At 67.9% G+C, this 23616-nt stretch carries 23 protein-coding genes, 3 tRNA genes and 1 pseudogene; 7 read left to right on the top strand and 20 right to left on the bottom strand.

Going from position 1 to position 23616, the window contains the following annotated elements:
- The first annotated feature begins 25 nt into the window (after positions 1 to 25).
- Positions 26 to 1159: an LCP family protein gene (locus HMPREF0975_RS09625; RefSeq protein WP_232212503.1), complete on the top strand. Its 1134-nt coding sequence runs from the start codon at positions 26 to 28 to the stop codon at positions 1157 to 1159.
- Positions 1160 to 1240: 81 nt separating this feature from the next.
- On the opposite strand, the gene galE is transcribed toward HMPREF0975_RS09625, so the two are convergent.
- On the bottom strand, positions 1241 to 2230 hold the full coding sequence (gene galE, locus HMPREF0975_RS09620) for a UDP-glucose 4-epimerase GalE (RefSeq protein ID WP_009233966.1): 990 nt from the start codon (positions 2228 to 2230) through the stop codon (positions 1241 to 1243).
- Positions 2231 to 3249: 1019 nt separating this feature from the next.
- Between galE and HMPREF0975_RS14950 the strand changes: the two are divergent.
- Positions 3250 to 4606 (top strand): annotated as a pseudogene (locus HMPREF0975_RS14950) (ISL3 family transposase).
- Between the two features lie 228 nt (positions 4607 to 4834).
- On the opposite strand, the gene purE reads toward HMPREF0975_RS14950, so the two are convergent.
- Positions 4835 to 5386, bottom strand: coding sequence for a 5-(carboxyamino)imidazole ribonucleotide mutase (purE, locus tag HMPREF0975_RS09605; protein WP_009233963.1), 552 nt, complete (start codon positions 5384 to 5386; stop codon positions 4835 to 4837).
- Between the two features lie 64 nt (positions 5387 to 5450).
- Complete coding sequence (locus HMPREF0975_RS09600; RefSeq protein WP_049939725.1) at positions 5451 to 6746, bottom strand: 5-(carboxyamino)imidazole ribonucleotide synthase; 1296 nt, start codon at positions 6744 to 6746, stop codon at positions 5451 to 5453.
- A 68-nt stretch (positions 6747 to 6814) separates the two neighbouring features.
- Between HMPREF0975_RS09600 and HMPREF0975_RS09595 the strand changes: the two genes are divergently transcribed.
- From HMPREF0975_RS09595 to HMPREF0975_RS09585, 3 genes are all read left to right on the top strand, one after another.
- Positions 6815 to 8071 carry a hypothetical protein gene (locus tag HMPREF0975_RS09595; protein WP_009233961.1) on the top strand — a complete coding sequence of 419 codons (1257 nt, stop codon included), beginning with the start codon at positions 6815 to 6817 and terminating at the stop codon, positions 8069 to 8071.
- A 49-nt stretch (positions 8072 to 8120) separates the two neighbouring features.
- A complete protein-coding gene (locus tag HMPREF0975_RS09590; protein WP_009233960.1) occupies positions 8121 to 8690 on the top strand; it encodes a GtrA family protein in 570 nt (189 codons plus the stop codon).
- Between the two features lie 115 nt (positions 8691 to 8805).
- On the top strand, positions 8806 to 9507 hold the full coding sequence (locus tag HMPREF0975_RS09585; protein WP_009233959.1) for a VTT domain-containing protein: 702 nt from the start codon (positions 8806 to 8808) through the stop codon (positions 9505 to 9507).
- Between the two features lie 110 nt (positions 9508 to 9617).
- Here the strand turns inward: HMPREF0975_RS09585 and HMPREF0975_RS09580 are convergent, their stop codons facing one another.
- The 4 genes from HMPREF0975_RS09580 to HMPREF0975_RS09565 all read right to left on the bottom strand — a co-directional run bounded on the left by HMPREF0975_RS09580 (position 9618) and on the right by HMPREF0975_RS09565 (position 13825).
- Positions 9618 to 10694 carry a sensor histidine kinase gene (locus HMPREF0975_RS09580; protein WP_009233958.1) on the bottom strand — a complete coding sequence of 359 codons (1077 nt, stop codon included), beginning with the start codon at positions 10692 to 10694 and terminating at the stop codon, positions 9618 to 9620.
- A 94-nt stretch (positions 10695 to 10788) separates the two neighbouring features.
- The gene (locus HMPREF0975_RS09575; protein ID WP_009233957.1) at positions 10789 to 11460 is read right to left on the bottom strand and encodes a response regulator transcription factor; all 672 of its coding nucleotides are present in this window, start codon (positions 11458 to 11460) and stop codon (positions 10789 to 10791) included.
- Between the two features lie 226 nt (positions 11461 to 11686).
- Positions 11687 to 12745, bottom strand: coding sequence for an adenylate/guanylate cyclase domain-containing protein (locus HMPREF0975_RS09570; protein WP_009233956.1), 1059 nt, complete (start codon positions 12743 to 12745; stop codon positions 11687 to 11689).
- A gap of 180 nt (positions 12746 to 12925) precedes the next feature.
- Complete coding sequence (locus HMPREF0975_RS09565; RefSeq protein WP_009233955.1) at positions 12926 to 13825, bottom strand: biotin--[acetyl-CoA-carboxylase] ligase; 900 nt, start codon at positions 13823 to 13825, stop codon at positions 12926 to 12928.
- A gap of 39 nt (positions 13826 to 13864) precedes the next feature.
- On the opposite strand from HMPREF0975_RS09565, the gene HMPREF0975_RS09560 reads away from it, so the two are divergent.
- Positions 13865 to 14518 (top strand): Maf family protein, encoded by a 654-nt coding sequence (locus tag HMPREF0975_RS09560; protein WP_009233954.1) that lies wholly within the window; start codon positions 13865 to 13867, stop codon positions 14516 to 14518.
- A 40-nt stretch (positions 14519 to 14558) separates the two neighbouring features.
- Here the strand turns inward: HMPREF0975_RS09560 and HMPREF0975_RS09555 are convergent, their stop codons facing one another.
- The 6 genes from HMPREF0975_RS09555 to HMPREF0975_RS09530 all read right to left on the bottom strand — a co-directional run bounded on the left by HMPREF0975_RS09555 (position 14559) and on the right by HMPREF0975_RS09530 (position 17266).
- Entirely contained in the window at positions 14559 to 15239 is a 681-nt protein-coding gene (locus HMPREF0975_RS09555; protein ID WP_009233953.1) for a MarR family winged helix-turn-helix transcriptional regulator, read from the bottom strand.
- 503 nt (positions 15240 to 15742) lie between these two features.
- Positions 15743 to 16540 carry a hypothetical protein gene (locus HMPREF0975_RS09550; protein WP_232212502.1) on the bottom strand — a complete coding sequence of 266 codons (798 nt, stop codon included), beginning with the start codon at positions 16538 to 16540 and terminating at the stop codon, positions 15743 to 15745.
- 115 nt (positions 16541 to 16655) lie between these two features.
- Positions 16656 to 16826 (bottom strand): 50S ribosomal protein L33, encoded by a 171-nt coding sequence (gene rpmG / locus HMPREF0975_RS09545; RefSeq protein ID WP_009233951.1) that lies wholly within the window; start codon positions 16824 to 16826, stop codon positions 16656 to 16658.
- A 61-nt stretch (positions 16827 to 16887) separates the two neighbouring features.
- Positions 16888 to 16961: transfer RNA gene (locus tag HMPREF0975_RS09540), tRNA-Met, on the bottom strand.
- A gap of 38 nt (positions 16962 to 16999) precedes the next feature.
- Positions 17000 to 17072, bottom strand: a tRNA-Thr gene (locus tag HMPREF0975_RS09535).
- Between the two features lie 112 nt (positions 17073 to 17184).
- A tRNA-Tyr gene (locus HMPREF0975_RS09530) sits at positions 17185 to 17266 on the bottom strand.
- 159 nt (positions 17267 to 17425) lie between these two features.
- Between HMPREF0975_RS09530 and HMPREF0975_RS09525 the strand changes: the two genes are divergently transcribed.
- Positions 17426 to 17923 carry a YajQ family cyclic di-GMP-binding protein gene (locus HMPREF0975_RS09525; protein ID WP_003787109.1) on the top strand — a complete coding sequence of 166 codons (498 nt, stop codon included), beginning with the start codon at positions 17426 to 17428 and terminating at the stop codon, positions 17921 to 17923.
- Between the two features lie 30 nt (positions 17924 to 17953).
- On the opposite strand, the gene HMPREF0975_RS09520 is transcribed toward HMPREF0975_RS09525, so the two are convergent.
- The 7 genes from HMPREF0975_RS09520 to HMPREF0975_RS09490 all read right to left on the bottom strand — a co-directional run.
- Positions 17954 to 18598 (bottom strand): response regulator, encoded by a 645-nt coding sequence (locus tag HMPREF0975_RS09520; protein ID WP_009233950.1) that lies wholly within the window; start codon positions 18596 to 18598, stop codon positions 17954 to 17956.
- Positions 18586 to 19845, bottom strand: coding sequence for a sensor histidine kinase (locus HMPREF0975_RS09515; RefSeq protein WP_009233949.1), 1260 nt, complete (start codon positions 19843 to 19845; stop codon positions 18586 to 18588). Before HMPREF0975_RS09515 ends, HMPREF0975_RS09520 begins: the two co-directional genes overlap by 13 nt.
- A 78-nt stretch (positions 19846 to 19923) precedes the next feature.
- Positions 19924 to 20961, bottom strand: a complete 1038-nt coding sequence (locus HMPREF0975_RS09510; RefSeq protein WP_009233948.1) for a phosphotransferase family protein — start codon at positions 20959 to 20961, stop codon at positions 19924 to 19926.
- An 11-nt stretch (positions 20962 to 20972) separates the two neighbouring features.
- Positions 20973 to 21506, bottom strand: coding sequence for an AAA family ATPase (locus tag HMPREF0975_RS09505; RefSeq protein WP_009233947.1), 534 nt, complete (start codon positions 21504 to 21506; stop codon positions 20973 to 20975).
- A gap of 2 nt (positions 21507 to 21508) precedes the next feature.
- Positions 21509 to 22378 carry a zinc metalloprotease HtpX gene (gene htpX / locus HMPREF0975_RS09500; RefSeq protein WP_009233946.1) on the bottom strand — a complete coding sequence of 290 codons (870 nt, stop codon included), beginning with the start codon at positions 22376 to 22378 and terminating at the stop codon, positions 21509 to 21511.
- Between the two features lie 33 nt (positions 22379 to 22411).
- Positions 22412 to 22996, bottom strand: a complete 585-nt coding sequence (locus HMPREF0975_RS09495; RefSeq protein ID WP_009233945.1) for a GNAT family N-acetyltransferase — start codon at positions 22994 to 22996, stop codon at positions 22412 to 22414.
- A gap of 3 nt (positions 22997 to 22999) precedes the next feature.
- Positions 23000 to 23616 (bottom strand): alanine dehydrogenase (locus HMPREF0975_RS09490; protein WP_009233944.1); only part of this gene is annotated, 617 nt, incomplete at its 5' end.

Genomic DNA, 23616 nt, shown 5'->3' with positions numbered 1-23616 from the left:
TCACGCTCGGGCCGGGTCGAGCGCGGTGCCCCTGGAACCAGGGGCCGACGGGCAGAGCGCCACGGCCGAGCCCGAGCACACCCGGGCGATGCCCGCTCAACGCGGTGCCTATCCTGTAGGCGTTCAGGACCTTCAGTCCCAGGATGAGCCGGTTCCGGGCAGGTCAATGCCCGAGCCCGAGCCACCCCGCAAGCCGAAACGCCCCCGGCCGCGCTGGCGCCGGATCCTGCGCTGGACGATCATCGTCATTGTCGTCGTCCTGGCGCTCATCGCCGCCCGAGTCGCCTGGCTGTGGAATGACGTCTCCTCCCAGCTCCACCGCATCGATGCCCTGTCCGGGGCGACGGACACGCCGGGCGAGACCTGGCTCATCGTCGGGTCGGACGCGCGCGGCGGCGTCATCCAGGACGACACCGAAGGAGCCCGCGCCGACTCCGTCATGCTGCTGCACCAGGCGGCCAACGGGCAGACGAGCCTGACCTCCCTGCCGCGCGATACCTTCGTAGACATCCCCGAGTACGGGGAGAACAAGATCAACGCGGCCTACTCCTTCGGCGGCCCCAAGCTGCTGGTCCAGACCGTCGAGAAGCTCTCCGGCCTGACGGTGGACCACTACGTGGAGGTCGGAATGACCGGTGTGTCGCAGATGGTCGACGCCGTCGGCGGGGTCGATGTCTGCCTGGACTACGACGTCGCCGACGAGGACTCGGGACTAGTCTGGGACACCTCCCAGGGCCAGTGTCAGACGGTGGACGGGACGAAGGCGCTGGCCTACTCCCGGATGCGCAAGTCGGACCCGACCGGCGACGTCGGCCGTGGCCTGCGCCAGCGCGCCGTGATTTCCGCGGTAGTGTCCAAGGCGGCCTCGCCAACGACAGCCATCTCCTTCTCCCGCCAGGACGCGCTGGTCGACGCCGGCACGAACGCCCTCACCGTGGATGAGAGCGCCGGCACCATGAGCATCGCGAAAATGGTACTGGCCTTCCGCTCGGCCTCCGGCAGCGGTCTAACCGGCGCCCCGCCCATCGAGGACACGGCTTACAGCCCCGACGACGCCGACATCGGCGAGACGGTGCTGCTGCAGGACACGACCGCTCCCGACTTCTTCTCCAAGCTGCGCGACGGAAAGCTGACGGCGGCCGACTTCAACCAGTCCTGACGAATACATCGAATGCAAAGATGTGCGGGCCGGTTCCCTTTCCCGGGGGAACCGGCCCGCACACAGTGGTTTCGGGACTGCTCAGCCGAAGTGGGGCCGGTTGGGGTCCGCCTGCCAGGAGGTGTAGGAGGAGGCGACGATGTCATCCAGGTCGTGCTCGGCCTTCCAGCCCAGAACCTCACCGATGCGGGTGGCGTTGCCGATGAGCTGGGGCGGGTCTCCGGCGCGGCGGGCGAGCTCCTCCGGCTCCAGGTCCAGGCCCGTGGAGGCGATGACCTTGGAGACGACCTCGCGCACCGAAGCGCCCTGGCCGGTGCCGACGTTGAAGACGTGCTCGGCCATGTCCTGGCCGCTGGCCAGATAGTCCAAGGCGGCGATGTGGGCCACCGCCAAGTCCTTGACGTGGATGTAGTCGCGCACGCAGGTGCCGTCGGGGGTCGGGTAGTCGGTACCGAAGATCTTGGGGGTCTCGCCCTTGGAGAGGCGGTCGAGGACCATGGGGATGAGGTTGAGGGTGGCCATGTCTCCCAGGTCGTCCCAGCCGGCGCCGGCAACGTTGAAGTAGCGCAGCCCTGCCCAGCGCAGCCCCCAGGCCTTCTCTGCGTCGGCCATCATCCACTCGCCGATGAGCTTGGTCTCGCCGTAGGGGTTGATGGGGCGGCAGTCGATGTCCTCGGGCACGACCTCCACCGGGGGCATGCCGTAGACAGCCGCCGAGGAGGAGAAGATCATCTGGTTGACGTCGGCTTTCTCCATGGCCAGCAGCATGTTCGCCAGGCCGCCCACGTTCTGCTGGTAGTACCAGGCGGGGCGCTCGACCGACTCGCCCACCTGCTTGCGGGCCGCGAAATGGATGATGGCGGTGACGCCGCGCGAGTCCATGACCTCGGCGAGGGTCTCCGGGGCCTGGCCGCTGGCGACGTCGAGCTCGACGAGGGTGGCACCCTTGACTCGCTCCGGCGTCCCGTAAGACAGGTCATCGACGACGACGACCTCCTCCCCGCGCTCGAGGAGAAGTCGGACCACATGCGCGCCGATGTAGCCGGCGCCTCCAGCAACGAGAATACTCATGCCCTCAGTCTACACACACTCGCCCAGAAACGAACAGAAACGAACGCGAGATCCACGCGTCAGCGCGTTCCCCCTGTGCCCTCTCCTCATTTCTGAGACACTCGTCCGGCGCGGTTCCGGTGTGGGTCCGCTCACCCCGGAGGCGATGGTGGGCCGACGGAGGAGGCTTCAGGGGCACGTGTGTCCACGGTTCTGACATCAGTTCCGCACTGGCGCTGCACATCGAGGGGAAACCTCGGAATTCCATGGATTCTCGCTAAGCGCTTCTACGGCGGGTCCGTTGATGTCAGCGCTGTGGACACTAAACTGCCTGCGAGATCGACTCCGCATGGTCGTAGCGACCAGTCCGCCCCCTCCCCCCGGAGGGCGACCTTACGTTTCCTGCCTGACCTCCTCGGGCCCCGCACGGAGGCCTGAAGGACATGGTTCGACGCCGACTCCGCCCCACCCCCACCCCGAGTCACCTACTCCACGAAGGCCGGGATCTACTGGCCGGGGGTTGTGCGTACTGCACGAAGGCCCCACCTACCTGGAGTACACCCAACCCTCCTCCAGTAGCACCCAACCTTCGTGCATTGCGTCCAGACGATGCCGGGAGCCATCCGAACGACTGCGAGCAGCCCGGTCAGTCCCCTACCGGCGAGGCAAGCAACGGCAATCAGGACCGATCCACTCGCCCCACCGGTGCCTTGAGATGTCATGACATCCGAAACTCCCAGAAGTCATGAGACAACACAGATCGGTGCGCCCCTTGCCCACCCCCCTCGCACCTCGTAAACCCGTGTAGACTGACCCCACAACACCCCCAGGCCTCTCACTCGTCAGAGCACGCCCAAATCGGGGGTTTTTACATGCCAACCCCCTGCAATGAGAGGACAAACCGGCTCTTCGCGTTTGGGGGTGTGGTAGGTGAAGCCTATTGAAGTGTATAGGTGGGGCGGGCGCGTCGTTACGCCGGGTAGGGGTCGAGGTCCCCCGATGATGGGAGCTGCTACACACGCCACCTGAGAGACCTCGACGTGCCTGAGACTACCTTCACCTGCCCTGATCTGACGACCTTCCTGGGCCTGGACGCCCTGGGACTGACCGCGGTTGGCCAGTACCTCACAGCCAAGCGCGCGGTGATCGAGTGCCGCATGCCGATCGGGTTCGAGGACCCCTTCTGCAAGGCCTGCGGCGCTCAGGGAGTATCCCGTGGGACGGTGGCCCGACGCCTGGCCCACGTACCGGTGGGGTGGAGGCCCACGCAGCTGGTGGTGCGCCTGCGGCGCTTCGCCTGCACCCACTGCCGCCGGGTGTGGAGACAGGACACCTCCAGCTTGGCTGAGCCCAGGGCGCGGCTGACCCGCTCGGCGGTGGAGTGGGGGCTGCGGGCCCTTGCCCTGGAGTGCATGTCGGTCTGTCGGGTGGCAGCCGCTCTGGAGATCTCCTGGCACACCGCCAACAACGCGATCCTGACAAGCGCTCAGGCCACGCTGTTAGACGATCCCCACCGCTTCGATGGCGTGGAGGTCCTCGGCGTCGACGATTCCCCCGCGCGCTTCGCTCTCATGCGGGAGGTACCCCCTCTGTGTGGCGCCACACCAGGCGGGGCGACCGCTATGTCACCGTCATCATCGACCTGACCCCCGTACGCGACCGCAGTGGTCCGGCCCGGCTTCTGGACGTGGTCCCAGGCCGGTCCAAGAAGGTCCTCAAGACCTGGCTCTCCCAGCGCGACCAGGACTGGCGTGGGCGGGTCGAGGTGGTAGCCATGGACGGTTTTTCACCGGGTCCCGAGAGCGCCGCCGGCGAGGAGCTCCCACAGGCCCGGGCGGTGATGGACCCCTTTCACGTCGTGTCCCTGGCTGCCAGCAAGCTCGACCAGTGCCGCCGTCGCATCCAACGAGCGATCACGGGCCGGCGGGGCCGGGCGGGTGACCGGCTCTACCGGGCCCGGCGCACTCCGCTGACCGGGGCCGGCCTGCTCACCGACGCCCAGACCGAGCGTCTCGAGACCCTGTTCGCTGATGATCGCCACGCCGCGGTCCAGGCCTCCTGGGGCGTCTACCAGCGCCTCATCCAGGCCTACCGCACCGAGGACCCGGGCCTGGGAAAGTACCTGACGCAACGGCTCATCGACTCCCTGAAGCAGGCCATCCCAGAAGGGCTTGAGGAGATCCAGACACTGGCAAAGACCCTGACCGAAACAGCCTCCGACATCCTGGCCTACTTTGACCGCCCCCGTACCTCCAACGGCCCCACGTCAGGCGATCAACGGACGCCTGGAGCACCTACGCGGCATCGCCCTGGGATTTGCGCAACCTGGCCAGCTACACCATCCGCAGCCTCATCCACACCGGACGCCTCAAAGACCACCTGGCAGCAACCACCTAAACCAGCCGACAAGCCCCACCTACCACACCCTCAAACACGAAGAGCCATCAATCTGTCATGATTCAGGTCTGAGGCTGCACTCTCTTTTAGGCGAATATCAACGCATCCCACTGAATGCCCTGGGAATGAAAGCCGACTGGGACGCCGATGAGTTCTGGCAAGAGGCCTTCAAGGCCGGCTCCTGACACAGCCAGCGACCTTCGCGCTCGTCCCGCAAACGGTTGATCGTCAATCCTGCAGCCGCTCGCGCAGGGCGGCGCCCTTAGCGTGGGCGACCTCACCCAGGTCCTTCTGGAAGGCCCGCATGGCGGCGCCCAGGCGGTCGGCCTCCTGCCCCTGGCCAGACGCGAGGATGCGCACCGCCAGCAGCCCGGCGTTGCGGGCCCCGCCGATGGAGACAGTGGCCACCGGCACCCCGGCCGGCATCTGGACGATGGACAACAGGGAGTCCATGCCGTCGAGGTACTTCAGCGGCACCGGCACCCCGATGACCGGCAGTTCGGTGACGGCCGCCAGCATCCCGGGCAGGTGGGCCGCTCCCCCGGCACCGGCGATGATGACTTTCAGTCCCCGCCCGGCAGCGGCGCGGCCGTAGTCGATCATCTCGGTAGGCATGCGGTGGGCGGAGACGACGTCGGCCTCGTAGGCCACACCGAATTCGTCGAGGACTTCGGCGGCCGCCCCCATAACCGGCCAGTCCGAGTCCGAGCCCATGACGATGCCGACCACCGGCTGCTCCCCGCCTGCCGTGCCCGTCGTCGTTGCGCTGACCTCGCTCATGAATGTCCTCCTTGTGTTCCGTGTTCTACCGTGTCCTGCGTGCCGTGGTCTGAATGCGTCCGGCTCAGGCGTCCCCGCGCAGGATGGCGACGACGCCGCGCGCCTGCTCGACGACCTCGGCGACATCCTGATCCGGCCCGACTGTCATATTGACGTGCCCGAGCTTGCGCCCCGGGCGCCACTGCTTGCCGTAGAGGTGGATTCGGGCGTCGGGCTGGAGGGCCATGGCCCGGGTCAGGGCGTCAGCCCCCGGCTCGTGCTGGCCGCCGATGAGGTTGACCATGACGGTAGTGGGCGCCGTTGCATCGGTGGCTCCCAGCGGCAGGTCGAGAACCGCGCGAAGATGCTGGGCGAACTGGCTGGTGACGGCCCCGTCCTGGGTCCAGTGACCGGAGTTGTGGGGCCGCATCGCCAGCTCGTTGACGTACAGGCGCGTGGGTTCCCCGAAGGTCTCGACGGCGAAGAGCTCGACGGCGAGCACCCCGGTGACCCCGGCGCTCTCTGCCACCGCCCGACCGATGAGCTCGGCCTCCTCAACGGCGGCCGAGTCGAGACCGGGTGCCGGGGCGAGAACCTCGGCGCACATACCGTCCTCCTGAACCGTCTGGGCCACCGGCCATACGGCCACCTTCCCGCTGGGGCTGCGAGCCAGCAGAACCGCCAGTTCGCGGGTGAAGGGGATCGCCTGCTCCACCAGAAGACTGGTCACCGCGGCCCCGCCGAGGCTGCCTCCCCCACCGGCCCCCTGGCCGTCGCTCTGACCGGCGCGGGCGAGGGCCACCGAGGCGATCCACTCGGCCGCCTCCCCCTCGCGCAGGGACTCGGCGCTGCGTACCAGCAGGACGCCATGGCCGTCGTAGCCGCCGCGCGGCGTCTTGAGCACCACGGGCCAGCCATGCTCGCCGGCGAAGGTCTCCACGGCCTCGGTCATCTGCTCGGCGGTCTCCTGCTGAGGTCCGCCGACCTCGGCCCAAGCGGGCTGCGGAAGCCCAGCCTCGCCCATGGCCCGGCGCATGGCCAGTTTGTCGCGGGCGAGCATCAGGGCCTGCGGGGTGGGCTGGACGCTGATGCCCTCGGACTGGAGACGCTCCAGGAGAGCCGAGTCCTGATGCTCGTGCTCGAAGGTGAGGACCGCGGCCGGCTCCCCTCCGAGCCCCTGAGTACCGTCCCCGGCGACGACGGCGCGCACGGCCGCTTCGTCGTCGGCCGCACCGACAGGCGCATCCGGAGTCACCTGGCCGGTGGAACCGTCAGCGGCCTCTATCAGTGCCCTCAGGTGAATGCCCAGGGCGCTGGCCTCCTCCTGCATCATGCGGGCCAACTGCCCGCCCCCGATCACGGCAACAATGGGTGCGCTCACACCCCAAGGCTACCCGCCCACGGCGAGACCACACCGCAGGCGGACCGCCAGACCGTAGGGTGGGGGCCGTGACGCCACCCGCCGCAGACTCCTCCACCATCCAGCAGGTACCGCAGACCTCGCACGGCCCACTGTCCGGCCTGCCCCGCCCCCTCCAAGTCCTATCCGTTTGGGCGGCGGCGAGCATCCTGACCTTCCTCATCCTGCGCCTGGGCGCCCAAGACACACCGGCCACTCCCTGGGGCGGGGCCGCACCGTCCTGGGAGGAACACATGCGCTTCTGGGACGCCGGCTGGTACAACCGGATCATCGAGGAGGGATACCCCGCCCGGCTGCCCGTCAGTGCCGACGGACGGGTCACGCAAAACACCTGGGCCTTCATGCCACTGCTGAGCGGCCTGGCCTCCCTACTGGCTTGGACCGGATGGTCCTTCTACACGCGCGCCGCGATCGTATCGATCCTGGCCTCGGCGGGCGCGGCGGTCGTGATGGACCACTGGCTCTCACCGGTGACGGGGCGACAGAACTCCTTGTGGGCAGTGGCCCTAGTGTGGTCCTCGCCGTGCGCCGCTGTCCTCCAGGTCCCCTACGCCGAGTCCCTGGGATTGGGGCTGGTGGGGCTGACGCTGTGGCAGGCGAGCCGTGGGCGGGCGCTCGCGGCGATCCCCTTCGCGGTGGCCGCCTGCTTCGCCCGGCCCGTCGGCGTTCCACTGGGGGCGGCACTGGGGCTGTGGTGGGCATGGGAGGTGGCCTGCGCCAGGGGCTGGCTCCCACCGGCCCGGTTCCCCAAACTCCTGCCGGGGCACGCGCCCCAGAGCCCGAGCGGGCGCTGGCGCCTCCTGACCCTGGCGCTGATCACCTGCGCGGCTGCCCTGGCCTGGCCGGCTATCGCCTGGATGACCACGGGCCGCCAGGACGCCTACACGGCCACCGAGACCTCCTGGCGCGGCAATAGCCTGATCCCTTTCACACCATGGCTGACCCGGATGGGCGACTGGGTGGGCCCCCACCTGGGGCCGTTCCTGCTCGTCGTCGTCCTGGTGGCCGTGGCTCTGCTGCTGAGCGCCCCCGGCCTCCGTGCCCTGGGGCCCGCCGTCTGGTTCTGGTGCCTGGGCTACCTCCTCTACCTGCTGGCCTTCTTCGATCCGACGACGTCGGTGCTGCGCCTGCTGCTGCCCCTGGCCCCGGCGGGCTGGGCGCTGGCCGCCGCGGCCGGAACCACCCGACGGCGACTGGCGCTGCTGGCGGTCTGTGTCGTCGGCCAGCTGGTGTGGGTCTCCTGGGTGTGGGACTTCGGCAGCGTCAGCGTTCACTGGGTTCCGTGACCGGTTTCAGCTTGCGTGACGTGACTGAGACCGACATAGGATGCCGATCATGACGCGCTCCCCCAGCATTTCCTTGACGCAGCGGCTCATCGCCCTCATCAAGGAGTTCATGCAGTTCGGCATGGTGGGCGCTGCGGCCTACGTGATCGATGCCAGCCTGTTCAACCTGTTCCAGCACGGCCCCACAGGCTTCCTCGCCGGGCACCCGAACTCCGCTCAGCTCCTGGCCTCCTCCACCGCGACTATCTTCTCCTGGCTGGCGAACCGCTACTGGACCTACCGGGGCCGCACCCGGAGGAACGTCGCCCGTGAGGCCACCCTGTTCGCCCTGGCCAACCTGGGCGGAATCGTCATCTCCCAGTTCTGCCTGCTCTTCACCCACCATGTGCTGGGACTGACCTCACCTTTGGCGGACAATATCGCAGCCTACGTCGTCGGTTTCGGACTGGGGACCGCCTTCCGGTTCGTCTTCTACCACTACATCGTTTTCACCGGTCATAAGGACCGCGACGACGACGCCGACGGCATCGGTCGTCCTGGCGGCAGTACCGGCACCGGCGGTGACGACCCTGCCGGTGACGACATCGAGTCCCGACTCCCGGCCGCAGTCCGTCCCTGAAACACGGGGGCGAGTGGGCGCGCCGAGGCGCATCGGCAGCGGAGTGCCCGATTCCACAGTCCGGAGGGGACCACTCTCACGGCACGGTTGCCGGAACGCCGCTTAGCCTTGCACGGTGACTGCCCTGACCGTCTTGGCCCCGGCACTGAACCTGCCCGCCGCCCACGCCCCGATGCTCGGCCCCGAATGGCTCGACGCCGCCAACCTCATCACAACGATCGTCAAATGGTTCGGCCCCTGGGCCATCGTCGGCGTTATGCTCGTCATCTTCGCCGAAACCGGCCTGCTCATCGGCTTCTTCCTGCCGGGCGACTCCCTGCTCTTCACCCTGGGGATGTTCGTGGGCACCGGAGCCGTCGGCGTGCACATCTGGGTGGCGGCGCCCCTCGTGTTTCTGGCCGCCATCGCCGGCAACCAGACCGGCTACCTCATTGGCCGCAAGGTGGGACCCGCGATCTTCAACAAGCCCGACTCGCGCTTGTTCAAGCAGGAGTATGTGGACCGAACCTCGGCCTTTTTCGAGCGCCACGGCGGCAAGGCCGTCACCCTCGCCCAGTTCGTGCCGATCGTGCGCACCTTCACGCCCGTCATCGCCGGCGTGGGTAAGATGCACTACCGCCACTTCATCACCTTCAACGTCCTGGGCGCCGCCTTCTGGGCATTCGGCATCACCTGGCTGGGCTACTTCCTGGGTTCCTTCCAGTGGATCCGGGAGAACATCGACGCCATGATCCTGGTGATCGTCTTCATCTCGGTCGCGCCGATGCTCGCTTCCGCCATCTCGAAGTTCATCAGGTCCCGTCGTCAGAAGTCCTGACGCACCCCACTCCTCCCATCCCCCTCCACCGCGGACGCGCCTTAGGCCGCAGACTGTCCCGCAAGGCCAGTCTTCGAGTCCTATGGCGCGTCCGCGCATTGCGCGAGCGGTCAGAACCGACGGCGTCGGCCCACGGAGACCAGCGCCCCTTGCGGCAGGACGTTGTTGGGGTCCAGGGACTTGGGGACGGCGTTGAGCAGGATGGAGAAGACGGCCGGACTGCGCTGGGACAACTCGATGCGGCCGCCGTCGGCCTCGACGAGGTCCTTGGCCAGCGCCAGGCCCACGCCGGTGGAACCGTAGCCGGAGACGTGCCGCTCGAAAACATGCGGGGCGATGTCCTCCGCCACGCCCTCGCCCTCGTCGGCGATATCGATGAAGACGGCGTGACCGCCGTTGGCGCTGCGCACGCTCACCGAGGTCGTCCCGGCCCCGTAACGCAGGGAGTTCTCGACGACGGTGGCCAGCACCTGGGCCAAGGAGCCGGGTGTGGCCAGGACCGGGTGGCTGATCTCGTCGCGGAAGGTGATGGTGCGCCCGGCCTGCTCAAAGGCAGGCTCCCACTCCTCGCGCTGCTGAGCGAAGATATCCTTAAGGTGAAGGGCCTCGGTCGTTCCGCCACCGGTCCGGCGTGAGACCTTGAGCAGGTCCTCGACGACGCCGGTGAGCCGCTCGACCTGCTCCAGGCAGGCGTGGGCCTCGGCTCTCACCTCATCCTCACTGGCGAGCAGCCCGATCTCCTCCAGACGCAGGGACAGGCTGGTCAATGGCGTGCGCAGCTGGTGCGAGGCATCGGAGGCGAACTGGCGCTCGGCGGCAATCCGCCCGGCCACGCGCTCGGCCGAGCGTACGAGCTCGGCCTGGACCAGGTCGATCTCCTCGATCCCCGAGGAGCGCAGCCGCGGGCGGACCTGACCGCTGCCAAGCTGCTCGGCCTCGGCGGCCAGGTAGATGAGGGGTGCAGAGATGCGCCTGGCCGCCCGGGAGGCCACGACGGAGGCCGCCGTGAGCGCGGTTCCGGTGAGCACCAGGACCGTAAGGATAACCGTGCCGATGATAGTGACCCGGTTCTCGCCCCCGGCGGTGCGCAGCGCGCTGGCGATCCAGGCGCCCCCTAGTGGCAGTCCCAGCAGGAGGATGGCCACTGACACCGCTGCCATCGTCATCGTCATGGCGTAGCGGCGCATGGCTGTCCTCCTTCAGACACGATCAGGTGTCCGGGGCGGCTCCCTTGTGCGGCGGCATCCGGGATTCCGCCCCGGTCAATGGCTCATCAGCGGCTCAGCCGACGGCCAGGTGGTAGCCGTCCTCCTGGGCCAGCAGAAGCGCGGGCCGCTCCTCGTCGTCGCCGAGCTTGCGGCGCAGCCAGGTGGCGTGCATCTGAAGGGTCTGGGGGCTCCCGGTGGGATCCTCGCCCCAGACCTCCTTGAGGATGTCCTCCCCGGAGGCGACGTCTCCCCCGGCGCGCACCAGGACGCGCAGCAGCTCGAACTCGCGAGTCGTCAGCTGCAGCTCCCGTGAGCCGACGAAGGCCCTGTGGGCGGCGACGTCGACCCGAATCTCCCCAAAGCTCAACTCGTCCTCCGTGGCCTCACCCGAGGCGCGACGCACCTGCGCCCGCACCCTGGCCAGCAGCTCGGCCAAACGGAACGGCTTGGTGACATAGTCGTCGGCTCCGGCATCCAGGCCGACGACGAGGTCGGAGTCCTCGCTGCGTGCGGTGAGCATGAGGATCGGGATGGTCAGGCCCTGAGCGCGCACCTGACGGGCCACGTCCAGACCGTCGATATCTGGCAGGCCGAGGTCCAGGACGATGATGTCGGCGGCCGAAACCTCCTCGAGGGCACCTTTACCGGTGCCGTGAGTGAGAACCTCATAGCCCTCGCGCCCGAAGGCGCGGGCAAGGGGCTCGGAGATGGCAGGGTCGTCTTCGACGAGCAGAACAGTTGTCACATCCGCGATGTTAGGCGACGATGCACCCGCCCGCCATCGTCCCAGGGGCGGAGAAGATACCGGGACGTGACCAGCACCAAGGCGGCGAACCTGCCGCTCCTCGACAAGCAGAACGGGTTTCTCAGGAGATACAGCGGCAAACCGCGATCCGAGCGTGACCCCTCAACAGATGGGTGACCAATGGATAACGAGATGATAACGGAGGTTTCGGGCCACCCGGCTCGTCTCAGGACCGGGTCGGCGAGATCCTTTCCAGGGACCAGGGGATGATCTGCCCGAGCCCTTTGGCCACGACCTCATGGCACTGCCCCACCCGGTACCTGCCGGCCTGCGGCGAATGGAGAATGGCCATAGCGGTCGCCTCGTCCAGGCGGATACCGCCTGGCTCGGCCGTGTCCACGAGCCGTGACGCCAGATTGACGGTGGGCCCGAACACATCCCCGGAGCGGGAGATGACCCGCCCCTCGACGAGGCTGGCCCGGACCCGGATGGCGTCGGGACCCTTCTGGAGCTCGTCGACCAGGGCGGTGACGACGTCGGCGGCGATCAGCAGGTCGTCGGAGATGTACATGACGGCATCGCCGATCGTCTTGACCACACGCGCGCCCCGCGAGGTGATGACGTCGCGGGCCGTGTTCTCGAAGCCCTCGAGCATGTGGGTCAGGGCCGCCTTGCTCATGCCCTGGGCCCGCTGGGTGAAGGAGACGATGTCGACGAATCCCAGGGATCGGATGAGCGGATAGAGGTCGGGGCCGGTGTCCTCGCGTCCCCGGGCAGAGACTTCTGCATCGGTACGTCCCAGGATGGAGGCCATATGACGGCGCCATACATAGGTCAGTTGCCGGGACAGGAGGTCCACCAGGCCGTCGATACGATCCAGGGCGACCAGCCGCGCCGAGGTGTCATCCAGGTCGAGACGCTCACCGAGATCGGTGACGAAGGTCTCCAACTCCCACAGGACCAGACGGTCCATCGTATAGGACTGGGCCCTCAGAAGCTCGAGCACACTGGCCGAGGCCAGTGCGGAGTCGCAGGTCTCACCGAGCAGCGTCGCAGTGTCCCGCAGCGCATCAACATCCTGCTGAGTGAAGTGGACCGCATCCGGCTCGACATCGGCGAACCCCATGGCCCGCCAGAACTTCCGCGCCATCTCCAGGCTGGTTCCGGCCCGCTGGGCCACCTCGCTTAGGGTGAGGCTGGGGACCTCCCCCAGCAGCAGGTGCTCATGCCCCGCCAGGGTGTCCCGTCCCTTGGGGTCGACCCCGACGGAGGCCCTGCCCTTCACACGTCGGGAGCCCCCGTGAGCCTCCTGCTGAGCGCCTCCCCGAACCTCCTGCGGGTCCGACGTGCGCCCTTTACTCGCTTGGCTGTCTAATATCACCCAGCCAGAGTAGCGCAGATCACACGAGGATGCTCATCGGGAGATTCATTACCCGGAACAGCACCTGTCCACGACCCATCGGGGTCATTCCTCGACGCGCACCAGGGTCACGTCACCGGCGCGGACCTCGATATCACCGCCCTGGTCACGCAGCACCAGGGCGGGGGTGACGTCGACGGCTAGCCCGTCGAGCTCGCCTCCGGGCGCCTGGACGCTGACCCGCTGCCCCAGGGTGGTCAGGGCTGCGCGCAGCTCGCCCCCGAGGACTCCCTCCCCGGCGTCGACATCGCCGTCCACCGCCTCCCATTGCTCCAGACGCCTGACCAGCTGGTGGCCGATCACCTCGAGAATGGCCTCTGCGGCATCGGCGTCCGCATCGAAGGCACCGAGTGTGCGCAGGGAGCCCGCCCATGCCACCGGCAGGTCCTCGGCCTCCTGAGCGATGTTGACGCCGATACCGAGGACGACCACGGGGGCCTGATCGCGGGAGGCGGGAACCTCCTCGGATGCCGGTCGCCGAGCGGCAGGGGTCTCGGAGGGATCCTGGGTGATGAGCTCGCTGAGAACTCCGGCTATCTTGCGGGATCCGGCCCAGCCTGGTATTACGTCAACGGTTGACGAATCCTTGGGCTCGGCAACGACATCGTTGGGCCACTTGGTGCCCAGCCGCCACTCGAGCTCCTCGACGAAGGGCGCTAGAGCGTCTCGGACGGCCAACCCGGCCAACAGCGGCAGCCAGGCCAGGCGCTCGGCCGGAACGAGGGGACGCAGGACCACGGAGACCAGGAGCGCGCCGTCGTTCGGAGTGATCCAGGAATGGCCGGATCGCCCCCTGCCGGCGGTCTGGCGCAGTGCGCGCAGGGCGGACAGGTGCGGCCAGGAACTCGCTTCGGGCCCCGTCAAGGCATCGCGCAGATCATCCTGAGTGGAACCGGTGACGGGGACGGTGACAAGACGCTCGAAAGGGCTGCTACCTGAACTCATGAAACGAGCCTAATCGCCGAAACCGTATAGGGTGACAACGTGATTCTCCTGGCTTCACGATCCTCCGGCCGCTTGTCGACCCTGAGGGCCGCCGGTGTCGAGCCGTTGGTGCGAGCCTCCTCGGTCGATGAGGAAGCCGTGCTCCACGAGCTGGCCGATCGACGCCGGGCGACGGGTTTGCCCGCTCCGAGCGCCGCCGAGCAGGTGCAGGCCCTGGCCCGGGCGAAGGCACTCGACGTAGCGGCGGACATCGACCCGCAGGAGGCCGAGGTGGTCGTGGGTTGCGACTCCATGCTGGAGATCGACGGCCGGGTCGTCGGCAAGCCCACCGATGCTAAGGACGCCCGCGAGCGCTGGCGAGTGATGAGCGGGGGCACCGGCACCCTGTATACGGGGCACTTCCTGGTGCGCACCACCAATGAGGCCATCGCCGAGGGGGTCAGTTCGGCCACTGTCCGCTTCGGCTCTCCCTCCCGGGACGAGATCGAGGCATACATCGCCAGCGGCGAACCGCTGTGGTGCGCGGGCGCCTTCACCATCGATGGCCTGGGTGGCGCCTTCATCGAGGGGATCGACGGCGATCCGCACGGGGTCGTCGGCATCTCCCTGCCGCTACTGCGCCGGCTCCTGGCTGATCTGGGAGTGCGCTGGACAGACCTGTGGGCGCCGTCGGCCGGTCGCGGAACCGACTGACGACGCCCACCGGATCGCAAGACAGTCAATGAGGAGAGCGTCAGGACGCTGAGGAGGTCGACGACGCTGAGGGCGCAGCGGATTCCGGGGCCTGCGCGATGACCTTCATGAGCTCGGCCATGGCGACCTGCTGCTCACGGCTGAGACGGTCGATGACGTGGCGGCGCAAGCCGTCGAGGTGCACCGGCGCGGCCTCGCGCAGGAAGTCGACCCCGGCCCGGGTCAGCATGCAGTTGACGCCACGGCGGTCCGAGTCGCAGGACGCGCGCTCGACGTATCCCACGTTCTCCAGGCGTCGAACGGTGTGAGTCAGGCGGGAGCGGGAGTGGGAGACGTGCTCGGCGAGGGTCGACATGCGCAGGGTCTGATCGGGCGCCTCGGACAGGCGCACTAGGATCTCGTACTCGTGCATGGAGATGCCGCAGCCCGCTTCGAGCTCGCGGTTGAGGCGGGCGGTGACGGAGGTGGATGCTGCCAGGAAGGAGCGCCAGGCATCCATCTCGATCTCATCGAGCCGGTGGAAGCCCTCCTGCTGCTCCAAGAACTCTTCCTGACCGCTGGTGCCGGCTGACATCTGGCCGAGCCCGGCCCGGCCTGCCGCCCCGGCAAACTCCTGACTGTAGGTGGCTTCGACAGCCTCCTGGTCGCTCTGAGTCCACTTCATCTCGACGTCCTCGGTGTAGGCCGTCGGCTTCACCATCGTCCGTTCTGCGGTAATCACCTTATCGACTCCTCTCAGCACCGACCCGGACGGGTCGAGAACCCTTTAGCGCTCACTTGCCATCTGCCTTTGGCTTTCACACAAGTGCAACTCCACTTCTTTTTTATCACACCCGGTCAGACCGTCAGCACTTCAGTACAGTCACTCAGAACATCCAACAACCACGAGAACACCATCCACAACACTGATCTTTGCTTGAAACTACGCGGATCGAGCTGAGCTCCGTCCACTTCGGAAAGGAATTCGAACACTGTCTTCATGTCACCCTGACATCCATCAGATTGACATTCGAATTACCTACCTTTGTCACGTCATCATCCCCACTGACCGATGATCGAAGGAGGTTAACAATTCGCCTCCACCTTCTCATCTCGTCGCCACCAAGACAACAGTGAATCGCCGTCAGAATTTCCTTCAGCAGGTAATCATTTTTCCCTCACGGGGCGATGGGGCATCGATCAGCGCCTGCGGCCACTCCGGCATCCAGTGCCGGGAGGGCTCCGTCACCGGCGCTGCAGGACGAGGCGCCCACACCGGGCGATGTCACCGCTACCGGGATCGACAACGAGCGTCGTCCACGCCTCTCCTCCATCCAGACAGTGCGCAGGTACATCGGCAGCACCAATGAATCTCAGGCGAATCTGCTGGTGGGGCGAAGGCCGGGCAACCGCAAGACTGAGCGCACCAAGCAGGAGGCCGTGCGCCACGACGTCATCGGGACCGGCTTCCAGACCGAGCTCAGCAGCCCTGCCGGGGAGGAGATGGATCGCGTTGCGGTCCCCGGTCGCCTCCGCCCAGGCGACGACGTCGTCATAGGCGAGCCGGTAGATCCTGTCACCGGATGGCGGATCAAATCCGGCCTCAGACTCCGTGAGTTTCCTCGTCGCCGCCGGTTGATCGGCCGGGCCGCGGCGGGCGAGCTCGTGGGTGACCCTCCAGCGCCGTCCGACGCTCTGTACTTCGGCGGTTACCCGGATGAGCTCCCAGCCCGCGCGGACGGTCCGCTGGACCGACAGCCCCTCAGGGCGCCGGGAGGTCCCCGGAGCCCCGTCACCTGCACCGCTCGGACTCATGAGGCAGCGACGGTGCAGCAGACCATTCCAGGCGGCGGTCCCGCCGTGGGCCCGCAGACGCCCCTGGAACCGCTGCATGGCCTGGACAGGAGGAAGCGACAGTGTGGCGCCCCTCAGCGCAAGACGGCGGAGCTGCGTCTGAGACAGCCCGGATGATCCCGTCTCGAGAACCCCGGCGAGGACCGCTGCGAGCCGCTCGACGTCGTCCCAAGGGCTGAGGCCGTTCACGTCACCGATGCTAGGCGGCATCCGCTTCAGAGACGACGATGCCCCGCCGACATCATGTCAACGGGGCTCGATCCTGAGGCCGCAGGAGACCGCGACCAGGGCCGGAACGCGCTGCTCAGCGGGTCTCGCGGTGCTCGGTGTGCTTACCGCAGCGAGCGCAGAACTTGGAGATGCTGAGACGGTCGGGGGTGTTCCGACGGTTCTTCTTGGTGATGTAGTTGCGCTCCTTGCACTCCGAGCAGGCCAGAGTGATCTTGGGGCGAACGTCGGCGGACTTGCTGGCCACGTTTGTCTCCTCGTGTCGATCCTCGAGCATGCGACGGGTGCGCTGTACTCGAAAGCTTGCGTAGCGGGGGAGGGACTCGAACCCTCGACCTCACGATTATGAGTCGTGCGCTCTAACCAGCTGAGCTACCTCGCCATATGACCACAATGGGGGCCAATGGCCCCCGCTGCGAGAGCCCCGAAAGGGAATCGAACCCTTGACCTTCTCCTTACCATGGAGACGCTCTGCCGACTGAGCTATCGGGGCAACGAGCCGAATCGTAGGCAGATCCGAACTGCTCTGGCAATTCGGCCCGCCGTGGCTTCGCTCACTGCGGCCCTCACCGCAAGGGTGAGGTGCGATCAACGAGTGATCGGCGTGGCGGGTGAGGGATTCGAACCCCCGTAGCATTACGCGGCTGATTTACAGTCAGCTCCCATTGGCCGCTCGGGCAACCCGCCTTCGGCTCCATGCTCCGACCTCCCGGCCATCGCTTGGCGCCGTGGAAGAATAGCAAGGCAGCGGCGCGCAGCGCCAATCGCCCCCGTAGGACCCTCCTCACAGAACAACCCGCCTAGACTCGGGTCGACTGAAGTCCCACCCCGGAAAGGACTGCCGCCATGGCCAACGACTCCTCCTTCGACGTCGTCTCCCGCCTCGACCGCCAGGAGGTGGACAATGCCGTTAACCAGTGCGCCAAGGAGATCTCCCAGCGCTACGACTTCCGCGGCGTCGACGCCTCCGTGAGTCTGTCCGGTGACACCATCACCCTGGAGGCCAACACGGCCGAACGGGTCCTGGCGATCCTGGACGTCCTGGAGTCCAAGCTCTTCCGCCGCGGCGTCTCCCTCAAGGCCCTGGACCTGGGGGACAAGGAGCCGCGTCCCTCGGGCAAGATCTATCGTCTGGCCTGCCCCCTGCGCGAAGGACTCACCCAGGAGGTCGCTAAGAAGATCACCAAGGCGATCCGCGACGAGGGTCCCAAGAGCGTCAAGGCCACGATCCAGGGCGATGAGGTGCGTGTGACCTCCAAGTCCCGTGACGACCTCCAGACGGTCATCGCTCTGCTGAAGAACCTCGACGTCGACGCCGCCCTCCAATTCGTTAACTACCGATAGAACCAATAGAACTGCGGTCGAAGCACCGCGCTAGGCTGACAGAAGTGCCAGGACGGCCTTGACGCGGCGGTGGACGGCAGCGTCGGGCAGCAGACCGAGCTTGGCGAAGATCCGCTGGGTATGCTTCTCCACGGCGCCCTCGGTGACCACCATGATCTCGGCGATACCGGCGTTGGTGCGGCCCTCGGCCATAAGCGCCAGCACCTCGCGCTCACGGGGCGTGAGCTCGGCGAGCGGGTCGTCGCGCCGTCCGCGCTGGAGAACCTGGGAGACGACGTCGGGATCCAGGACGAGCTCACCGCGCGCCACCCGCTCGACCGCGCTGAGGAAGGCGTCGATGTCGCCGACCCGGTCCTTGAGGAGGTAGCCGAGGGCGCCTCCGCCATCGGCCAGGAGATCAGGCAGGTAGCCTGCGACGACGTACTGGCTCAGCAGCAGGATGGGGGCACCCGGCCACTGGTCGCGGATGCGGGTGGTGGCACGCAGGCCCTCGTCGGTGTGGGACGGAGGCATGCGGATGTCGGCGACGACGACGTCGGGCCGCAGCCGCAGCGCCTCACTCACGAGGGCCTCGCCGTCCCCCACTCCCCCGACGACCTCGTGCCCGCCGTCGGTCAGGATGAGTGCCAGTCCCTCGCGCAGGAGGACGGAGTCATCAGCGATCAGAACGCGCACGGGATCATCGCCTCCACTGTGGTCGGCCCGCCGGTCGGGGATGTGAGCGTGAGCCTACCGTCGACGCCGCTTAGGCGCTCGACCAGGCCGGCCAGGCCGTGGCCCTTGGCGGTCGATGCCCCACCGATACCGTTGTCGCTGATCCTCACCTGCAGGGAGCCGTCGACGACGCGAGCCTCGACACCGGCGGCCGTGGCCCCGGAGTGCTTGTTGAGGTTGGCCAGGGACTCGCTGACCACGAAGTAGGCGGCTTGGGAAACGTGGTCGGGCAGATCCTGGGACAGCTCGGTGCTCACAGTGACCGGGACAGCGGAGCGGGTGGCGGCCTCGGTGATAGCGGCGGCCAAGCCGCGGTCGACGAGAACGGGCGGGGCGATGCCGCGGGAGAGCTGGCGCAGCTCATCGAGGGTCTGCTGGGTCTGGTCCATGGCGCCCCGGATGATCGCGGAGGCTGCCACCGGGTCCTTCTCGGCCTGACGCTGGGCCCGGGCCAGGTCCATGCGCAGGCGTACGAGGCGCTGTTGGGGGCCGTCGTGGATGTCGCGCTCCAGGCGGCGGCGGGTGTCGGCCTCGGCCCGTTGGACGGCGGCACGGGAGGTTTGCAGGCGGCTGACCTCACTGCGCCAGGAGAGCATGCCGCGGATGAATCCTGTCTGCATGGCGGCCAGGCCCCGTAGGACGAAGGGGGCGGTCAGGGAGAAGATGATGCCGCAGGCGAGATCGATGACGACATCCCAGAGCAGGGGCGGGTACAGGCCCAGAAGATCGGACAGACCCTGGCGTTGGTCTCCAAGGATTGATTCGGTAATGACATCGGCGATAGGGGCGAGGAAGCCACCCACAGCCAGGGCCAGCCACACAACAGTGAGGATCCAGGTGACGAGGGACACCGGGAAGTAGACGATGACCCACAGCAGGTCCACCCAGCGCTGGGGGTCGCGCAGGCGTCGCAAGAGCCGACGGCGCGCGGAAGCCTCCGGAACAGGAGACAGATAGCCGCCCGGCCTGGGCTCACGCTCGTCCAGGCGCGCCACGCCGAGGCGGGCCAGGTTGGCGAAGCCCCCGGCGATGCTCAGGGCCAGGACCAGGAGGAGGAGACCGACCCCGATAATGACGGTACCGGTGCCGGCAACCGTCAGCGGAAGCACGAGGCAGAAGGCGAGCAGGCTCAGTGGCCAGCTCAGGAGGAGGAAGGCGGCGTCCCTGCCGAGTCGGCGGTAGCGCGCGGCCCATGTTGATCGGTTCATGCCCCATATCCTCCTCAGGCCTGGAATCATGCCCAATCCTGTCACCTGGCGAGGCTTTGGTGGGGCTAGCCCGACATGTCAGTCTGCGAGTCGGGTGACCAGGCTGTGGGCGATCTCGTCTGCCCATCTCCCATAGCGAGCCTCGCAGGGGCTGCTCAGGCAGTACAGGAGGTTGCCCAGGCGGTCGAGGAGCTCGTAGGCGTCTCGACGGGCCAGCAGCTGCTCGGGATCCAGTGCCAGCCGCGAGCGCAACAGGTGGCGCGAGTACCGCGAGTACTCAGTGACGAAGGCGGCGATGTCGTCGGGCGTCATAGGCAGGTACCAGGGCCCGCCGGTCACCCGGCCGCCGATGAGGGCCAAGTCCTTGGCAGTATCGCCGGGGCCCGACCACTCGAAGTCGATGAACCGCGGGACGCCGTCGGGACCGAGGATGACGTTCGGAACGACGACGTCACCGTGGATGAGCGGGTGGGTGGGGACGGTCTCGAAGGCGGGGTCGAGTCGGGCGAGCTCATGGCGCCAGGCGGGCAGAAGCGCGGTGACGCGAGGGTCGGTGAGAGTGACCGGGTGGCGATCACTCCACCAGACGAGCATCTCCTCCCCCTGCTCGCCAGCGCCCGGCACCCGGGTGGCCAACGGCGCAGGGCTGGCCTCACCAGCCGCATCGGTCGGGGTAGCCGGGACCGCAAGCGCCTCGTGCAGGCGGGCGATCTGGTGGGCGAGGGCGGTCGCGAGCTGCCGGTTCCAGTCGGTGGCGCGCAGAGCCCGGCCGGGAACGTGGGTGGTCACCATGTAGGGGGTGCCGAGCGGGTTGTCGACTCCGGTCTCCAAAGCGATGGCACTGGTTCCGAGCTCGGACGGGACGCGCCTGAGGGTCTCGAACTCGGCCGTCATCGAGCGGGGTATCTCATGGGGCGAGCGCCGGGGAACACGCAGGACCCGTGCCTGGTCACCGGAGCCGATTCGCCAGGCAACGTAGCTCTCTCCAGCTCCTAGCCGCTCAACCGGTCCGGACGTCGCGCCGCGCAGCTCACCGCCGCCGACGGCCCCCTGGATACGTCGGGCGAGATCATCGTCGGTTTCGGTTGGGAGTGGGCTGCCCACTCCCCTATCCATCATCACCTGGCTCAGTCCGCGAGGCCGAGATCGATGATGGCCTGGGCGGCCTCGGCGGCGGTGAGCCGGGCGGTGTCCAGGCGGAGGTCGGCCTCGGGCCAGGGAACATAGTCGCGGTGCTCGATCTCCCGCCAGTCCGGGAGCTCCAGGCCGCCGATGTCGCTGCTCCGCCGCTGGGCTCGGCGGCGGTGCTCGATCGTATCCGAGCAGACGAGCTCGACGGCGAGAAACCGGTATCCCCGGGCCGAGGCGGTCTCCTCCCACAGGCGGCGGGTGATGGGCAGCGGGTTGACGCATTCGACCAGAACATCACCGCCCGAGGCCAAGATGTCTCGGGCGACGGCGGCGGCCGCGTAGTAGCCAGCGCCTCCAGGCGCGCCGGGAATCATCTCGCCGCTGTCTCGCAGGGCCTGCTCGATGGAGTCGATGCGCAGCCAGGTCGGCGGTTGGCTCTGCGGCTGTCCCTCGGCCCGCAGGCGCAGGACCTCCCGGCACACGGCGGTCTTGCCGACTGCCGGCAGTCCGCCGACGACGGTCAGGGTCACCGTCAGTACCCGGCCATCTGCTCGAGGCGGGCGATGCGCTTGTCCATGGGAGGGTGGGTGGAGAAGAGGTTGCGCAGGCTCCCAAAGGGGTTGGCGATCATCATCGAGGAGACCGGCTCGAGGCGCGGGTCCTGTCCCATGGGCACGCGCGAGATGCCCGACTCGAGCTTGCTGAGCGCGCTGGCCAGGGCGAGCGGGTCCTGAGTGAGCTCGGCGCCGTCATGGTCGGCGTCGTACTCGCGGGTCCGGGAGATGGCGAACTGGGTGATGGTGGCGGCCAGTGGCGCCAGGAGGGAGAGCAGCAGGACGGCGATGATGTTGCCGCCGTCCCGGTCGCGCCGGTTGCCGCCGCCGAACCACAGGGCCATGGTGGCTACTGAGGAGATGATGCCGGCGATGCCCGCGGCCACCGAGGAGGTGAGGATGTCGCGGTTGTAGACGTGAGAGAGCTCATGGCCCAGGACGCCGCGCAGCTCGCGCTCATTGAGGAGCTGGAGGATGCCCTGGGTGCAGCACACGGCGGCGTGCGACGGGTTGCGGCCGGTGGCAAAGGCGTTGGGGCTCATCGTGGGGGCCACGTAGAGGCGCGGCATGGGCTGGCCGGCAGCGGCGGAGAGCTCGCGCACAATGGCGTACATCTGGGGCTGCTGGTCCTCGGTGACCTCGATGGCGCCCATGGAGCGCACCGCGATCTTGTCGGAGTTCCAGAAGGCGAAGGCGGTCTGGGCGACGCCGATGATCGGCACGATGAACAGCCAAATGGATGAGCCCGTGCCCCGGGTCAGTGCGTAGCCGAGAAGGAGAAGCAGGCTCCACATGCCGCCCAGGAGGACGGCGGTCTTGAGACCGTTGTAGTGGTGAGTCCTTGTCATGGGTGGAGACTATGGGATGAACCTGTGTCCCACCTATGTCTGGTCGCGCGGGACCACTCGCGCGGTGATGAGGCCGCAATCCAGGCAGCGCAGGGCATCGCGGAAGTCGTCGGGGTCGAAGGTGGTTCCCGGCGCCTCGCGCACGAGGGTCCAGTATTTCTCCGTCGAGTCGAGGACCGCGTACCCGGTGTCACGGAAGCCGGCGCGCTCGTAGAAGGCGAGCCGGCGACGTCGCTGCTCGGCATTGTCGGCCTCGGCGATGACGGGCTCGATGTCCAGGACGATGCTGCAGCCGGGGTGACGGCGCTCGAGCTCGGCCAGGAGGCGGGTGCCCAGGCCTCGGCCGCGGGCGGCGTCGTCGACGGCGAGGTAGAAGAGGTAGAGCAGCCGGGAGCCGGGGCGGCGCACGGTCCAGGTCAGGGCGACAGGATCCGGCGAGGCCGCACGGGTCGGTCCGGCGGGCTGGTCCCACCAGGCGACGAGGTCGATGCCGCGCCGCAGGCTGAGCAGGTGGATGAGTGCCCAGGGCAGGCGCTCATCCTCGGGGAAGGCGCGCAGGTAGAGGTCGTGCGCCCAGCGGTCCGTGCCGCTGGCAACGCGGATGCGACGGGTTCTCACCGCTCAGCTCAGCAGGTCGACGACGTCGGCCGTGGGGATGTCCAGAGCCTCGCCGACCCCGGCGGTGTAGAGCGTCCCGGCATGCGTGCTCAGGCCGCGCGCGAGATCGGGGCGCGCAGCGATGGCGCCGCGCCAGCCCTCGTCAGCCAGGGCGAGGGCGTAGGGCAGGGTGGCGTTGGTCAGCGCGTAGGTGGAGGTGTGCGGGACAGCGCCAGGCATGTTGGCCACGCAGTAGAAGATCTTGCCGTCCACCTCGAAGGTGGGCTCCGAGTGCGTAGTGGGGCGAGAGTCCTCGAAGCAGCCGCCCTGATCGATGGCGATATCGACCAGCACGCTGCCGGGTCGCATGGTTTCCACCGTGGCGCGCGTGACGAGGCTGGGGGTGCGGGCCCCGGGCACGAGGACGGCGCCGATGACCAGGTCCGCCCCGGCGCAGGCGCGGGCCACGTCGAGCTCGGTGGAGAAGCGGGTGCGGATGGCCCCGCCGTCGATCTCCTCAATGTGGCGCATGCGCAGGGGGTCGACGTCGAAGACGGTGACGTCCGCGCCCATGCCGGCGGCGAGACGCGCGGCGCTCAGGCCGGCGGTGCCGCCGCCCAGGACGACGACGTTCCCGCGCC

The sequence above is a fragment of the Actinomyces sp. oral taxon 849 str. F0330 genome, assembly GCF_000239715.1.
GTDB classification, from domain to species: Bacteria; Actinomycetota; Actinomycetes; order Actinomycetales; family Actinomycetaceae; genus Actinomyces; species Actinomyces johnsonii.
This window is presented reverse-complemented; position numbering and strand designations above follow the sequence as displayed.